This window comes from Luteibacter sp., from assembly GCF_036500425.1.
Lineage (GTDB): Bacteria > Pseudomonadota > Gammaproteobacteria > Xanthomonadales > Rhodanobacteraceae > Luteibacter.
The window spans coordinates 25,166-39,630 of sequence record NZ_DASYCB010000069.1 but is presented as its reverse complement, the minus strand read 5'-3'; the positions used below and the strand labels follow the sequence as shown (position 1 = coordinate 39,630).

13 protein-coding genes are annotated in these 14,465 nt (G+C 66.1%); 8 read left to right on the top strand and 5 right to left on the bottom strand.

Translation table 11 applies throughout. The features are described 5' to 3' along the window. Positions 1–47: 47 nt before the first annotated feature. Both VGN46_RS17130 and VGN46_RS17125 read right to left on the bottom strand, forming a co-directional pair. Complete coding sequence (locus VGN46_RS17130) at positions 48–773, bottom strand: ComF family protein (RefSeq protein ID WP_331645426.1); 726 nt, start codon at positions 771–773, stop codon at positions 48–50. A gap of 17 nt (positions 774–790) precedes the next feature. Then, positions 791–1,000, bottom strand: coding sequence for a hypothetical protein (locus tag VGN46_RS17125; RefSeq protein ID WP_331645424.1), 210 nt, complete (start codon positions 998–1,000; stop codon positions 791–793). A 137-nt stretch (positions 1,001–1,137) separates the two neighbouring features. Between VGN46_RS17125 and bioB the strand changes: the two genes are divergently transcribed. Genes bioB through bioC form a run of 5 tightly spaced genes read left to right on the top strand, consistent with a single transcriptional unit; the run spans position 1,138 to position 5,783 of the window. Next, entirely contained in the window at positions 1,138–2,145 is a 1,008-nt protein-coding gene (bioB, locus tag VGN46_RS17120; protein WP_331645422.1) for a biotin synthase BioB, read from the top strand. Continuing rightward, positions 2,142–3,359: an 8-amino-7-oxononanoate synthase gene (gene bioF / locus VGN46_RS17115; RefSeq protein ID WP_331645420.1), complete on the top strand. Its 1,218-nt coding sequence runs from the start codon at positions 2,142–2,144 to the stop codon at positions 3,357–3,359. Before bioB ends, bioF begins: the two co-directional genes overlap by 4 nt. A 29-nt stretch (positions 3,360–3,388) precedes the next feature. Continuing rightward, entirely contained in the window at positions 3,389–4,126 is a 738-nt protein-coding gene (locus tag VGN46_RS17110; RefSeq protein WP_331645428.1) for a sulfurtransferase, read from the top strand. Beyond that, positions 4,123–4,896 carry a pimeloyl-ACP methyl ester esterase BioH gene (gene bioH, locus VGN46_RS17105; protein WP_331645418.1) on the top strand — a complete coding sequence of 258 codons (774 nt, stop codon included), beginning with the start codon at positions 4,123–4,125 and terminating at the stop codon, positions 4,894–4,896. The genes VGN46_RS17110 and bioH overlap by 4 nt, the downstream gene beginning before the upstream one ends. Beyond that, entirely contained in the window at positions 4,893–5,783 is an 891-nt protein-coding gene (gene bioC / locus VGN46_RS17100) for a malonyl-ACP O-methyltransferase BioC (RefSeq protein WP_331645416.1), read from the top strand. Before bioH ends, bioC begins: the two co-directional genes overlap by 4 nt. On the opposite strand, the gene VGN46_RS17095 is transcribed toward bioC, so the two are convergent. From VGN46_RS17095 to VGN46_RS17085, 3 genes are all read right to left on the bottom strand, one after another. Then, on the bottom strand, positions 5,700–6,335 hold the full coding sequence (locus tag VGN46_RS17095) for a DNA-3-methyladenine glycosylase I (RefSeq protein WP_331645414.1): 636 nt from the start codon (positions 6,333–6,335) through the stop codon (positions 5,700–5,702). The two genes, bioC and VGN46_RS17095, sit on opposite strands and share 84 nt — an antisense overlap. 174 nt (positions 6,336–6,509) lie before the next feature. Next, a complete protein-coding gene (locus VGN46_RS17090; RefSeq protein WP_331645412.1) occupies positions 6,510–7,451 on the bottom strand; it encodes a threonine ammonia-lyase in 942 nt (313 codons plus the stop codon). Continuing rightward, positions 7,451–8,563, bottom strand: a complete 1,113-nt coding sequence (locus VGN46_RS17085) for an aldose epimerase (protein WP_331645410.1) — start codon at positions 8,561–8,563, stop codon at positions 7,451–7,453. Before VGN46_RS17085 ends, VGN46_RS17090 begins: the two co-directional genes overlap by 1 nt. Between VGN46_RS17085 and pepN the strand changes: the two genes are divergently transcribed. From pepN to VGN46_RS17070, 3 genes are all read left to right on the top strand, one after another. Then, positions 8,529–11,177, top strand: a complete 2,649-nt coding sequence (gene pepN / locus VGN46_RS17080; RefSeq protein WP_331645408.1) for an aminopeptidase N — start codon at positions 8,529–8,531, stop codon at positions 11,175–11,177. The genes VGN46_RS17085 and pepN overlap by 35 nt on opposite strands. 533 nt (positions 11,178–11,710) lie before the next feature. Continuing rightward, positions 11,711–13,585, top strand: coding sequence for a tRNA uridine-5-carboxymethylaminomethyl(34) synthesis enzyme MnmG (mnmG, locus tag VGN46_RS17075; protein ID WP_331645406.1), 1,875 nt, complete (start codon positions 11,711–11,713; stop codon positions 13,583–13,585). Positions 13,586–13,658: 73 nt separating this feature from the next. Further along, the gene (locus tag VGN46_RS17070; protein ID WP_331645404.1) at positions 13,659–14,432 is read left to right on the top strand and encodes an RDD family protein; all 774 of its coding nucleotides are present in this window, start codon (positions 13,659–13,661) and stop codon (positions 14,430–14,432) included. Positions 14,433–14,465 lie beyond the last annotated feature (33 nt).

Below are 14,465 nucleotides of genomic sequence, written 5' to 3'. Positions count from 1 at the left end.
CGCGCGATGGGTGCTCGCGGCAACCCCCATCGCGCGCAAGCGCGCTCCTACAGGTCTGCGGCATCTTTGAAGCCAGGTTTAGGGGTGCGGGCCAGCGCCCAGATGTCTACGCGTTCGACACCGGCTTCCAGCAGCGCCAGCGTGCATGCGCTCAACGTTGCGCCCGTGGTCATCACGTCGTCGAGCACGGCGACGTGTTTCAACGTGGACGCACCGCGCGCCACGAAAGCACCGCCAACGTTTCTCACGCGCTCATCCGCATCGAGGCCGCTTTGCGCATCGGTAATACGGAGGCGTTCCAGCAACCTCGGACGCACAGATAAACCAAGATGCCGTCCTAGCGGCCGGGCCAACTCAAGCGCCTGATTGAAACCACGCTCGCGCAATCGCGATACATGCAAGGGCACGGGAACGATCACATCCGGCACGGCAGGTGGCGCACCGCTGGCGATCCATCGCTGCGCCAGCACCTGGCCAGCGACGAGGTTTCCGCCGAACTTAAACCGCGTTTCAAGCAGATCCAGCGGCCATGCGTAGCGAAACGGCACCCATACTGCCGTCCAGGGCCGCGGCCCTTCCATGCATTCGCTGCAAAGTTCCACCGTGCGCGCCAGGGGCAGCGCGCAGCCGCGGCAATGGAAGGCGTTAAGCGGAAGGGACGCGGCGCACCCTGCGCACAGTTCGATGCCATCGTTGCCGGGTGCGCCGCACAACAAGCAGTGCAACGGCATTAAGAAGCGGCCCAGGCGGGCCAGCCAGGGGAATGCATCCATGCATCCGGTACCTTGGTCTAGTTATTCGGGCGGAACATCGCGGCGTCTACGATGGACCAGAGGTGGATGATCCAGCCCATCCAGATGATCCACAGGACCGCTGCCAGCACGAACATGATCAGTGCCTTGAAGATGCGGCCCTGGACCAGTTGGCCCAGGCCGGGGATGAAAAAGCTGCACACCGCGGCGATGACGTTGCCGGCACTGCCCTGTCCTGCTGCGCTCATGGGGAAAGACTCCGTGGGGGACGGCCTCATCGTACGGCAGCGCGGGGGCTGCCGACTGTAAACTGATGGCATGTCGTTAAGGTTGACAGTCGTTGAGCAGGCGTCGACACTGCGCGCCTTCGCCACGGGAGCCTTCCATGACCGCAGCCCTTCGCCACGACTGGACCCTCGACGAGGTCGAACACCTGTTCGCCTTGCCGTTCAACGACCTGTTGTTCCAGGCCCAGTCGGTGCATCGCCTGCACCACGACCCGAATGCGGTTCAGGTTTCTACCCTGCTCTCGATCAAGACCGGCGGCTGCCCGGAGGATTGCGCGTATTGCCCGCAGGCAGCGCGCTATGCCACCGGGGTGAAGGCCGAAAAGCTAATGAGCGTGGAGGCCGTGCTGGCACGCGCCCAGGCCGCGAAGGACGCCGGCGCCAGCCGCTTTTGCATGGGCGCCGCGTGGCGCTCGCCGAAAGATCGCGATGTAGCCAAGGTCGCCGAGATCGTCAGCGCAGTGAAAGGCCTGGGCCTGCAGACCTGCGCGACGCTGGGCATGCTCAGCCAGCCGCAGGCCAACACGCTGAAAGCGGCCGGCCTCGACTTCTACAACCACAACCTCGATACCTCGCCCGATTTTTACGGCGAGATCATCCACACCCGCGACTACCAGGATCGCCTGGATACCCTGGACCACGTCCGCCACGCTGGCATGAAGACCTGCTGCGGCGGCATCGTCGGCATGGGCGAATCGCGCGCCCAGCGCGCCGGCCTGCTGCGCACCCTGGCCAACCTGCCGGAACACCCGGAATCCGTGCCGATCAACCGGCTGGTCCAGGTCGCAGGCACACCGCTTCACGGCACCGAGGCCTTGGACCCGTTTGAGTTCGTGCGCAGCATCGCGGTCGCGCGCATCCTCATGCCGGCCTCGGTCGTGCGCCTCTCCGCGGGCCGCGAGACCATGGACGACGCGCTGCAGGCCCTGTGCTTCGCCGCGGGTGCGAACTCCATTTTTTACGGCGAAAAGTTGCTGACCACCGGCAACCCCGACGTCGAGCACGACCGCCGCCTGTTCGAGCGCCTGGGCCTGAAGCCGCTTGAAGTCGAAGTGGAGCCGGGCACCGTCCACGCCGACATCATCGAACCCGCCGACGCGGCGTGAGCACGCGGCCGGACCTGCGTGACCACCTCGCTGCCGCTTGTGCGCAACGCGAGCGGGAGGGCCTGCTACGCCGGGTGCGTACGTGTGATGTGCTGCCCGGCGGACGCCGGCTGGTCGGCAAACGCATCCTTGCCGACTTCTGCGGCAACGATTACCTCGGCCTCGCCAATCATCGTGAACTGGTCGCCGCGCTGACCCGCGCCGCGGCGGTGGAAGGCGTCGGCACTGGCGCCGCGCACCTGGTCTCCGGCCACCGCGGCGAGCACGCCGCGCTGGAGGAAGAACTCGCCGACTGGACCGGCCGCGAGCGCGCGGTACTGTTCTCCACCGGCGTCATGGCCAACCTCGGCGCCTTGCAGGCCCTGCTTGGCGCGGGCGCGATGCCCGGCCGCAGCGCCGCGCTCTGCGTACAGGACAAGCTCAACCACGCCAGCCTGATCGACGGCGCCCAGCTGGCCGGCGCGGACTTGCGCCGTTACCCACATGCTGATGTTGAAAGCGCCGCGCGCCAGCTTGACGGGCAACCGGATGCGCCGGCCCTGCTCGCCACCGATGGCGTGTTCAGCATGGATGGCGATATCGCCCCGCTGCCCGCCCTGGCCGCGCTTTGCCGCGATCGCGGGGCGATGCTCTACGTCGATGACGCACACGGTCTGGGGGTGCTCGGCCCGCGTGGCGCCGGGTCCCTGGCCGCTGCCGGCCTGGGCAGTGCCGATGCCCCGGTACTCATGGGCACGCTGGGCAAGGCGCTGGGCTGCGCGGGTGCCTTCGTCGCCGGCGATGCCGATGTGATGGACGCCATCGTCCAGTTCGCCCGCCCCTACATCTATACGACCGCCATGCCGGCTGCGCTGGCCGCGGCCACCCGCGCTGCGCTGCGCCTGGTCCGCGACGACAGCGAGGGCCGCCGCGAACGCCTGGCCGCCAACATCGCCCGGTTTCAGGCGGGCGCCGCCCAGCTCGGCCTGCCGCTCATGCCCAGCAGCACGGCGATCCAGCCCCTGGTACTCGGCGATGCGGGGACCACCCTGGCCGGCGCACGGATGCTCGAACGGGACGGCTTCCTGGTCGTGCCGATCCGGCCGCCAACGGTTCCGGCGGGCACTGGCCGGCTGCGGATCACCCTCTCCGCGGCCCACACCGAGGCCCGGATCGATGCTTTGCTGGAGGCCCTGGCTCGCCTGCCCCTGCCCGCACGAGCCGTCGCCGTATAATGGGCGGCCCCACGCTTCGCCCCATGCCCATGCCGATCCTCAACATTTCCGCCTACAAGTTCGTCGCCCTCGACGACCTGGCCGCCCTGCGCGAGCAGATCGTGGCGCGCTGCGAGGCGCTGGCATTAAAGGGCACGATCCTGCTCGCACCGGAGGGCATCAACCTGTTCCTCGCTGCGCCGGCCGATGCGATCACCGCGTTCATGGCCTGGCTGCATGAAGATGCGCGCTTCGCCGACATCGCGCCGAAGGAGAGCTGGTCGGATGGGGTGCCGTTCGGGCGCATGCGCGTGCGCCTGAAGAAGGAAATCATCACCATGCACGCGCCAGCGATCCGCCCCGAGGCGGGCCGTGCGCCACACGTGTTGCCGGTCGACCTGCGCCGCTGGCTTGACCAGGGTCACGACGACGACGGCCGCGATGTCGTGCTGCTCGATACGCGTAACGACTACGAGGTGACCGCGGGTACCTTCGAGAACACCGTGGACTACGGCCTTTCATCATTTACCGACTTCCCCGAAGCGGTGGCGGCCGATCGCGAGCGCTTCGCCGGCAAGACTGTGGTGTCGTTCTGCACCGGCGGCATTCGCTGTGAGAAGGCCGCCATCCACATGGGCGAGATCGGCATCGATCACGTGTACCAACTGGAAGGCGGCATCCTCAAATACTTCGAAGAAGTGGGCGGCGCGCACTGGCGCGGCGACTGCTTCGTGTTCGATGGCCGTGGTGCGGTCGATCCCGCGCTGGCCCCAAGCGAGACACTGTGAGCGGCCTCTACATCGAGCGCCGCGGCCATGGCAGCGTGCCGCTGGTGATGATCCACGGCTGGGCCATGCATGGCGGCATCCTGCATCCGCTCGCCGACGTGCTGGATGCGCACTACGACATGTACCTCGTCGACCTGCCCGGCCACGGTCATTCGCGCACCTCGTCGGTCCCGCTCGATCCGCGCGCCTGTGCCGAGGCGATCCTCCGCGATACCCCGCCCGCGACCTGGCTGGGCTGGTCGCTCGGTGGGCTGGTGGCAACTACGGCCGCCCTGGCATACCCGGAGGCGGTCCGCCGCCTGGTCGCGGTGAGCTCGACCCCGAAGTTCGTGCGCACGGATGACTGGCCGCACGGCAACGACCCCGTCATGATCCACAAGCTCGCCGCCGACCTTGAGTCCGACTACAAGGCTACCGTCGACCGATTCATCGCCCTGGAAGCCATGGGCAGCCAGGACCCGCGCGCGGAAACGCGCCGCCTGATGGCCGAGGCCTACGAGCGCGGCGAACCCGACCCACGCGTGCTGATGGAAGGCCTGCGCCTGCTCGAGGACACGGACCTGCGCGCGCGCCTGCACGCATTATCCGTACCCAGCCTGTGGATAGCGGGCCGGCGCGACCGCATCGTGCATCCGGAGGCGATGCGCTGGTCCGCGGATGCGGCTGGCGGACGCTTCGTGGAACTGGCCCATGCCGGCCACGCCCCCTTTATTGGACACGCCGCCGAACTGGCGGATGTCATCACCAAGTTCACCGGTTCAGACGCATGAGCGATTTCCACTTCGACCGCCTTCAGGTCCGCCGCAATTTCGGCCGTGCCGCAGGCACCTATGAAAAGCACGACGCGCTCCAGCGCGAAGTGCAGGCCACGCTTGTCGAGCGGCTCGAGGTCCTTCCCCAGGCACCTGATGTCGTGCTCGATGTCGGATCGGGTACAGGCCGCGGCGCCGCGGCACTCAAGAAGAAGTACCCGAAGGCCCAGGTCATCGCCGTCGATCTCGCGCTGCCGATGCTGAAGCAGGCGAAGCAGCACGCGGGATGGCTCAAGCCGTTCGCGCGCGTACAGGCCGATGCTTATACGCTGCCCGTACCGGACCACAGTGTTGACGTGCTCTTCTCCAACCTGTGCTTCCAGTGGTGTGAAGACCTGTCGCGCCTGTTCGCCGAGTGCGCACGCGTGCTCAAGCCCGGCGGCCTGATCACCTTCTCTACCTTCGGTCCGGATACGCTCACCGAGCTGCGTGCCGCCTGGGCCAGCGCGGACCAGCACGCCCATGTGGCACGTTTCCTCGACATGCACGACATTGGCGACGCCATGCTCGCGCAGGGCCTGAAGGATCCGGTGCTGTTCGCCGAGCGCTACACGCTGACCTACCCCACCCCACGCGCGTTGCTGGACGAACTGCGCGGGTTGGGTGCAAACAATGCGGACGCAGGCCGCCTGCGCGGCCTGACCGGCAAGCAGCATTACAAGCGTATGCTCGAGGCCTATGAGGCGCTGCGTACCCAGGGCACCATTCCCTCGACGTGGGAGGTGGTGACCGCGCATGCGTGGGGCCCGCCGGAAGGGCAATCACGACGCGAAGGGAACGGTGAGATCGCCAGCTTCTCGATCGACAAGCTGCGCGGGAGCCGGCGGAAAACTCCGTTCGGTTGACCCCGCGCGGTAGCAATCGCAGGTGACCAGGTGGTCGTTGACGATGCCTGCCGACTGCATGAGTGCGTAGCAGATCGAGGTACCGGCAAAGCGAAAGCCACGCCGCTTCAGCTCCTTGCTCAGCCGATCGGATACCTCGGAGCGTATCGGTACATCACTCGCTACCGCATGGGTGTTCACGATCGTCTCGCCGCGGGTGAACGACCAAAGGACATCGGCAAGGCTTTCCCCGCGTGCAGCCATCGCCATGATGATGCGCGCGTTGGCCCGCACCGAGGCGACCTTCAGGCGATGCCGGATAATGCGCTTGTCATGGATCACCTGCTCCAGCTCGTCATCATCCATGGCGGCGACGCGCGCGATATCGAAACCATGGAACAGCTGGCGATACGCGCAACGCTTTCTCAATACCGTGCGCCAGGCCAGGCCTGCCTGTGCACCTCTTAGCGTCAGAAGCTCGAAGAGCAAGGCGTCATCGCGAACGACACGCCCCCACTCATGGTCGTGCCAGTCACGCTCGATATCGCTCTGTTCGGCCCAGGGACAGCGCATGGCCCACCTCGTCGTCATGGATGAGCGAGCAGGTTACGGACCGCGCGGGGTCTGATCTGTCCGGGCGACACGGTGGACGACGTGGGCTTTCAGCACAGCAGCACAGCGAGCGATGCCTTCAGATGCACAGGGCGCCGCCGACATCGCATGCGGCGGCGCCCGCGTCCTAACGCGTCACCAGGGCAGTGCATCCAGATCGACGTTGCCACCTGTGATCACGGCGCCGACGTTGCGGCCGGAAAAATGCGCGGGGTAACGCAGCATGGCCGCCAATGTCGTCGCGCTTGAGGGTTCCACGATCACGCGCAGTTCCGTCCACATCAGGCGCATGGCCGCCACGACGTCGTCATCGCTTACCCGCAGGACGCGCACCTGGTGATCCCGCAAGGCGTGGAAATTGGGTTCACCGATCAACGTGCGCAGGCCGTCGCAGATCGTACTGGGCGTGAACGGCCCCACGCGCGCATCGGCCTCAAGCGAACGCGCCGCGTCGTCCGCGCCTTCCGGCTCGGCGCCGAACAGCGCGATGGCGGGATCGATGCCGTGCGCGGCGATCGAGCACCCCGCAGCAAGGCCACCGCCGCCAACGGGAAACAGGATCGTGTCGATACCAGGCGCTTGCTGGAGCAGCTCGGGCACAAGGGTGCCCTGCCCAGCCATCACGCGCGCATCGGCATACGGGTGAACCAGGTTCGCCCCGGTCGCCGCCATGATCTCCGCGGCCTTCGCCTCGCGTGCCTGGGTGGTGGCTGCGCAACGATGGATCGTGGCACCTGCAGCGATGATCGCATCGACCTTGGCCTTGACCGCGCCCTCGGGCACGACGACATGCGCCGCGATACCGCGCGTGCGTGCCGCCATCGCCAGTGCATTGCCGTGGTTGCCGGAGGAGTGTGTGACGACGCCGCGCGCGGCTTCTTCGTCGGTCAGCGACCACACCGCATTCGTGGCGCCGCGAAACTTGAACGCACCGCCACGTTGCAGGTTCTCGCATTTGAACCACACAGCGGCGCCGACGCGCGCATCGATCAGCTCGCTGCGCATGGCCGGGGTAACGCGTGCATGGGGCGCGATGCGTGCCGCGGCATCACGGATCTCGGCAAACGAAGGAAGCATCACGGGCCGAATTCCACACCACAGATGAACCGACGCTCTTCGCCCGGTGCCAGCCGCAGCAACGACGCACAGTCTTCACGATTGAAAGCGTCCGCCATGCACTCCATGGGTTCCAGCGCCACCGACTTGCGCGGATCGCGCTCGTTGGTGTCCGACGTGAATGCCAGCATCACGCCGCGCTCCTGCCAGACGGCGATTTTTGTGCCCGTCTTTGGATCACGCAAGTAGGTGCGCGCCTTACCGTCCTCGTCTACCTGCAAGTCGGTATAGGTGGTGTTGAGTTCCGTGGCGCCGATGCTGCGCGGCTGACGGAAATCGAGTGACGCGTCGACATCGTCGATGGACTTCCATGCCTCACGACCGGGCAGAGGAATAAAGCCGCTATCGGTGGCGATCACCGTGTTCGCCGGCACCTGCAGTTCCCACGTGTCGATCGCATTTTCCGAAAGGCGGAAGTACGGGTGCCAGCCAAAGAAGACCGGCGCGGCGTGGTCGCCGACGTTACGCGTATGCGTTTCGATCGAGAGCCCCTTCGCATCCAGCGAGAAGGTGATACTGAAATCAAGTGCGAACGGATAACCCGGATAGGCATCGGGGCGAATCGCCTGCGTCTTGAAAGTCACCACGGCGCGATCATCATCATTGGCTTCATCGGCCACATCGAACATCACACCGCGCACAAAGCCGTGGCGAATGGCGCGATCGGCGCCGATGGCACCTGGCTGCAAATCGTAGGATTTTCCTTCAAACGTATAACGCGCATCGTTTATCCGGTTGGCAAACGGGGTCATGACCGCGAAACGTGACCCTTTATGCGGCACCAGTTCCTGTTCGTTAAGAAAAGCGTCGGCGATGTTGCGTGAGCCCCCGGCGACCGGGAGGTTGATCGACAGCAAGGTGGCGCCGCGGCGCGCGATACGGATCTCGCGCTGGGCCTGGCTATCGCGGAGGACGAGCACTTCCTGGGCGCCCATCGAGGAACGTGTCACGGTGAAACGGGACATGAGCGGGGTTCCTTTTGACGAATCAGGCCGCATGTTAGCCTGCCAGAGCCCGCACCACGAAGTTTCCCAAGCCATGAACGACCGTTCCGACGCCTCCACCGCCGTCATCCACCTCGCTGACTACCGGCCGCCTGCGTGGGCGCTTGAGCATGTCGTGCTGGAGTTCGATCTCGGCATCGACCGCACCGTGGTACAGGCGACGCTGGAACTGGTTCGCCAGGCAGACGAACCCATCCGCCTGAACGGCGAGGGCCTGGAACTGCTTGAGCTCCGTATCGACGGCCGCCGCCTGGGTGAAGGCGAATACATCCTGGCCAATGGCGTGCTCGAAGTGGGCGTGGATAGCGACCGCTGCACGCTCACCACCCGCGTCGCCGTGCGCCCGGCGGAAAACACCGCCTTTGAAGGCCTTTACCTTTCGGGCAGCCGCGACCGGGGCTTCCTGCTGACCCAGTGTGAAGCCGAAGGCTTCCGCCACATCACGTTTTATCCGGATCGCCCGGATGTCCTGTCGAAGTTCACCGTCACGCTGCGTGCCGATAAGGCTCGCTTCCCGGTGCTGCTCGCCGGTGGCAACCCGGATGGCGAAGGTGAACTGGGCGATGGACGCCACTGGGCGCGCTTCGTGGATCCGCATCCGAAGCCGAGCTACCTGTTCGCGCTGGTCGCAGGTCGCCTTGAACGGATCAGCCAGGATTACACCACGACCGATGGACGCAAGGTGGCATTGCACATCTGGGCGGAAGCGGATGTCATCGACCGTTGCGATTACGCCATGGATTCGCTGGTGCGTTCCATGCGCTGGGACGAGAGCGCGTACGGGCGTAACTACGACCTTGATGTATTCCACGTCGTCGCCACCCATGATTTCAACATGGGCGCCATGGAGAACAAGGGTCTCAACATCTTCAATGCGAAGTACTTGCTTGCGGACCCGGGTTCGAGCACCGACGATGAATACCGGCATGTGGAGGCGGTCGTCGCGCACGAGTATTTCCATAACTGGAGCGGCAATCGCGTCACCTGCCGCGACTGGTTCCAGCTCAGCCTGAAGGAAGGCCTCACGGTCTTCCGCGAACAGAGTTTTTCCGCGGACATGAACTCGGCGCCGCTCAAGCGCATCGAGGATGTCGCACTGCTGCGTCGGGCGCAGTTCCCTGAAGATGCCGGCCCGCTATCGCATCCCGTACGGCCGTCGCAGTACTCAGAGATCAATAACTTCTACACCGCCACCGTCTACGAAAAGGGCGCCGAGCTGGTGCGGATGATCGCCGGCCACCTCGGCCACGACGGCTTCCGCAAAGGCATGGACCTGTACTTCGAACGCCACGATGGCGAGGCGGCGACGATCGAGGACTACCTCAAGGCCCTGGGCGATGCCAATGGCGTGGACCTTTCCCCGTACCTGGCCTGGTATGGCCAGGCCGGTACGCCGCGGCTGAGCGCCGAGGGGCGGCACGAGCCGGCCACGCGCCGCTATCGCCTGATTCTGCGCCAGCGCACACCGGCCAGCGCCGGCCAGCCGAACAAGCAGGCGTTGCCGGTCCCCGTGCGCCTTTCCCTGTTCGATGCCAGCGGCACAGCGCTGCCCCTACGCCTCGAAGGCGAAAGCGTCGCCGGCGCCAGCGAACGCACCGTCGTGCTCACGGGTACCGAGCAAACCTTCGTCGTTGAAGATATCGATGCGGTGCCGGTGCCATCGCTTCTACGCGGGTTCTCCGCGCCGGTCATCCTCGAATGCGAATACGCGCCGACCGAACTGGCCCTGCTCCTGCGCCACGATGCGGATGGCTTCAACCGCTGGGATGCCGGGCAGCAACTGGCCGGGCTGGCCTATGACGAGTATCGCGACGGGAAGCCGGAAGGCCCGGCCGTCGTCGCGTGGACGGCCGCCCTCGCCGGCCTGTTCGCCGACGCATCGATCGATGACGCGCTGCTCGCTGAATTGCTGACGCCGCCGGGTGAAATTGAACTCGTGGAGCGCCAGCCCGAGCGTGATCCGGAGCGGATTCGCACGGTTCGCCAGGGCATGCTCCGCGCCTTGGCCCAGGCCATCGGTGTGGGCACGCTGAAGGGGCGCTATGAGTCGCTTCGGGCGAACACCAGCGCTGGGCTCGATGCATCGGCCCAGTCGCAGCGCCAGCTGAAGCGGCGGGTGCTTGATCTTCTTGCACTGGTGGACGCCGCTGGCGCCGTCGCGCTGGCCAAGGCCCAGTACGACGAGGCGCCGGGCATGACCGATCGCCTGAACGGCCTGGCCACGCTGGCCGTCACCGATGCCGAGGCGGCCGCACAGCCGCTCGCACACTTCCGCAAGCGTTACGACGGGAACGCGCTGGCGCTCGATAAATGGTTCGCCACCCAGGCGCAATGGCCAGGCGAGGGCGCGCTGGCGCGCATCCAGGCGCTTGAGGGCGACGCCGCGTTTACCCTGAAGAACCCGAACCGCGTACAGGCACTGATCGGCACCTTTGCCCGCGCCAACCCCACGGGTTTTCATCGGGCCGATGGCGCGGCCTACCGCTGGCTGGCGGATCGCCTGGTCGCTATCGACGCGTTGAATCCGCAGGTGGCGGCACGCGTGGCGACGGCCTTTAACGGCTGGAGGCGGCTCGAGGTCGCGCGACGCGACGCGGCACATGCGGTGGTGGCTGAGCTGGCGGCACGCAACGACCTCTCACGAGACCTGACCGACATCCTGGCGCGCGTTGCCTTAGGGTGACGCGATTATCAAAAACTGACGCTCAGCGTCACCAATTGCCGAAATAGAGCCGTTGATTGACAAAAAAGTCACACACGGTTCATTTGAAAAGAGTACTGTTCGTTCCAACAAAGAAAAGCCGCGGCAGGGGCCGCGGCTCTTTGTGCCACTCACTTCGGTTTCTGGCGCCCAGCAGCACGGTCATCCTGGATTCCCCCTGTTCCTGAGACCGCTGGGCGCCAGATCTCATTCTTGAACCGAATGGGGCATCCTTGCCCACATCCCGCTTCCTTCCCTCGGCACACGATCAAGCCCCTGTCGCTCGATCTCGGCGCGCGTATGTCGCGCTGCGTCTGCCCGGTGGAAGTGCGCTGTAAGCAAAGCATCCATCGTGCCAACCGTTTCATCTGCAACTGCACCGGCCCCGCCCTTGTAGGAGCGCGCTTGCGCGCGATAGGCCTTGCCGCGAGCACCCATCGCGCGCAAGCGCGCTCCTACAGGGGCAGCAGTGGCGCTAAAATGACCAGCTCGGCCTCATGCCCTTGATTCTTCCCATGCTGCATAAAGAAACCTACGACGTGATCGTGGTCGGTGGCGGCCATGCCGGCACCGAAGCTGCGCTTGCCGCGGCCCGCGCTGGCGCGCGCACGCTGCTGCTCAGCCATAACATCGAGACCATCGGCCAGATGAGCTGCAATCCCGCCATCGGCGGCATTGGCAAAGGCCACCTGGTGAAGGAGATCGATGCGCTGGGCGGGGCCATGGGCCGCGCGGCCGATCTCGCCGGTATCCAGTGGCGCACCCTCAACGCCTCGAAGGGCCCGGCCGTGCGTGCCACGCGCTGCCAGGCCGATCGGGCGCTGTACAAAGCCGCCATCCGTCACATCGTAGAAACCCAGCCCAACCTGCGCCTGTTCCAGCAGGCCGTAGATGACCTGCTGCTCGAGAACGGCCGGGTCGTTGGCGTGCGCACGCAGATGGGCCTGGATTTCCACGCCCCGGCCGTGGTGCTGACCGCCGGCACCTTCCTGGCTGGCAAGATCCATATCGGGCCGGCGCAGTACGCCGGTGGCCGCGCCGGCGATCCGCCCGCCTCGACGCTTGCCGCGAAGCTGCGCGAGCTGCCTGTGGCCGCCGATCGCCTGAAGACCGGTACGCCGCCCCGTATCGACAGCCGCAGCATCGACTACAGCAAGCTCGAGGAGCAGCCGGGCGACAACCCCATGCCGCACTTCTCGTACATGGGCTCGGCCGCCGACCACCCGCGCCAGGTCAGTTGCTGGATCACCCAGACCACCGAGGCCACCCACGACCTCATCCGTGGCTCGCTGGATCGCTCACCGCTGTACAGCGGCCAGATCGAAGGCGTAGGCCCGCGCTACTGCCCCTCCATCGAGGACAAGGTGGTGCGCTTCGCCGACAAGCTATCGCACCAGATCTTCGTCGAACCCGAAGGCCTCGATACCTTCGAAATTTATCCGAACGGCATTTCGACCTCGCTGCCCTTCGATGTGCAGTACGCGCTGGTGCGTTCGATCCCCGGCTTCGAGAACGCGCATATCACGCGCCCCGGCTACGCGATCGAGTACGACTACTTTGACCCGCGCGGGCTACATCCGTGGCTGGAAACGAAGGGCGTGCCCGGCTTGTATTTCGCCGGACAGATCAACGGCACCACCGGTTATGAAGAAGCCGGTGCGCAGGGCCTCATCGCCGGCATGAACGCCGCGCTTTCCGTACGGGGCGAGACGCCGTGGTACCCGCGCCGCGACGAAGCCTACGTCGGCGTGCTGATCGATGACCTCACCACCAATGGCACGATCGAGCCCTACCGCATGTTCACCTCGCGGGCGGAGTACCGCTTGCACCTGCGCGAAGACAACGCCGACCTGCGCCTGACGCCCCAGGGCCACGCGCGCGGCGTGGTGCCGGAGGAACGCTTCCGCCGCCTCGAAGTAAAACGCGAGGCCGCCGAACGCGAGACCGCCCGCCTGCGCGGCATGTGGGCCGCCCCGACCAATGCGCTGGGCGCGGCTATCGAGCGCTCGCTTGGCATCGCCGTGAGCCGTGAAACGCACGCGTTGGACCTGCTGCGCCGCCCCGAGCTGGACTACGCCGCGCTGATGGCGGTGGACGAACTCGGCCCGGCCGTCGCCGATGCCGAGGTGGCCACCCAGGTGGAAGTGCAAGCCAAGTACTCCGGCTACCTGGAGCGCCAGCGCGACGAGATCGAGCGCCAGCGCCGCCACGAGGCCACCGGCATCCCGGGCGATTTCGATTACGACCGCGTTCGCGGGCTCTCGGCCGAGGTATTGATCAAGCTGAAGCGCGCGCTCCCGGCCACGATCGGCCAGGCCTCACGCATCAGCGGCGTCACCCCCGCCGCCATTTCGCTGCTCCTGGTGCACCTGAAACGCCGAGCGGCCTGACCTCTGGCCCTCGGCTAGCCCGCGGGCATCTGGCATCATCCGCTGCAGTTAGCGACTTAACGGATGACACACCATGCAAGTCTGGATCGGACGCAACGGCGAACGCTTCGGCCCCTACCCCGATGACGAGATCCGCCAATGGCTGCGTGATGGCACCTGCCGTCCCGAAGAGCTTGGCTGGTACGAGGGGATGACCGACTGGCGTCCGCTAGGCGAACTCTTCCCAGAGGATCGCCCCGCCACGCCGCCTGGGGCCGCCCCGCCGCCGCCGCCGCGGGAACAGCCGTTCATGGGCGTTACCGAGAGCACCGTGGCGCCCGAATACGCCGGGTTCTGGCTGCGCTTCGGCGCCTGGGTGATCGATTACATCCTGATCACCATCCCGTCGACGTTCATCGCCATGGCGATGGGGTTCCAGCATGCCATCACCACGCTGTTCACCCAGATGGAAACCAACCAGAGCGCAGCGATGAGCGCTTATCTGGAAGAGGTGCGCCCGATCAGCTACATCGTGCTGCTGATCGGCTTCGCCTACTACGTGTTCTTCGAGGCCTCCAAGTGGCAGGCCACGCCGGGCAAGCTGGCATGCGGTATCCGGGTCACCGACACCGCGGGCCAGCGCCTGACGATGGGGCGTGCCGCGGGCCGCAACCTCATCCGCCTGGCCAATGCGGTGCCCTTCCTCTCCGTACTCCTGCCGATGGTGTTCTATGTCACGGCGGCATTCTCGGAGCGCAAGCAAGGTATTCACGACATGCTCGCTGGCACCTACGTGCTGACCGGGCGCGCCGACGCGCGCGCAGCACCGGCCCCACGCAGCGGCCCGACCGGCAGTTTCGACGCCTGACGGCCCTGGCCGGCCGCCCGGCGGTCGGCCAGC

What these genes read in the sequence shown, in the direction of transcription:
- VGN46_RS17070 (WP_331645404.1), top strand. Translation starts at nt 13,659, where the DNA reads ATGCAAGTCTGGATCGGACGCAACGGCGAACGCTTCGGCCCCTACCCC.
- VGN46_RS17095 (WP_331645414.1), bottom strand. Translation starts at nt 6,335, where the DNA reads ATGCGCTGTCCCTGGGCCGAACAGAGCGATATCGAGCGTGACTGGCAC.
- VGN46_RS17090 (WP_331645412.1), bottom strand. Translation starts at nt 7,451, where the DNA reads ATGCTTCCTTCGTTTGCCGAGATCCGTGATGCCGCGGCACGCATCGCG.
- mnmG (WP_331645406.1), top strand. Translation starts at nt 11,711, where the DNA reads ATGCTGCATAAAGAAACCTACGACGTGATCGTGGTCGGTGGCGGCCAT.
- VGN46_RS17125 (WP_331645424.1), bottom strand. Translation starts at nt 1,000, where the DNA reads ATGAGCGCAGCAGGACAGGGCAGTGCCGGCAACGTCATCGCCGCGGTG.
- pepN (WP_331645408.1), top strand. Translation starts at nt 8,529, where the DNA reads ATGAACGACCGTTCCGACGCCTCCACCGCCGTCATCCACCTCGCTGAC.
- VGN46_RS17130 (WP_331645426.1), bottom strand. Translation starts at nt 773, where the DNA reads ATGGATGCATTCCCCTGGCTGGCCCGCCTGGGCCGCTTCTTAATGCCG.
- VGN46_RS17085 (WP_331645410.1), bottom strand. Translation starts at nt 8,563, where the DNA reads ATGACGGCGGTGGAGGCGTCGGAACGGTCGTTCATGGCTTGGGAAACT.
- VGN46_RS17110 (WP_331645428.1), top strand. Translation starts at nt 3,389, where the DNA reads ATGCCGATCCTCAACATTTCCGCCTACAAGTTCGTCGCCCTCGACGAC.
- bioB (WP_331645422.1), top strand. Translation starts at nt 1,138, where the DNA reads ATGACCGCAGCCCTTCGCCACGACTGGACCCTCGACGAGGTCGAACAC.
- bioC (WP_331645416.1), top strand. Translation starts at nt 4,893, where the DNA reads ATGAGCGATTTCCACTTCGACCGCCTTCAGGTCCGCCGCAATTTCGGC.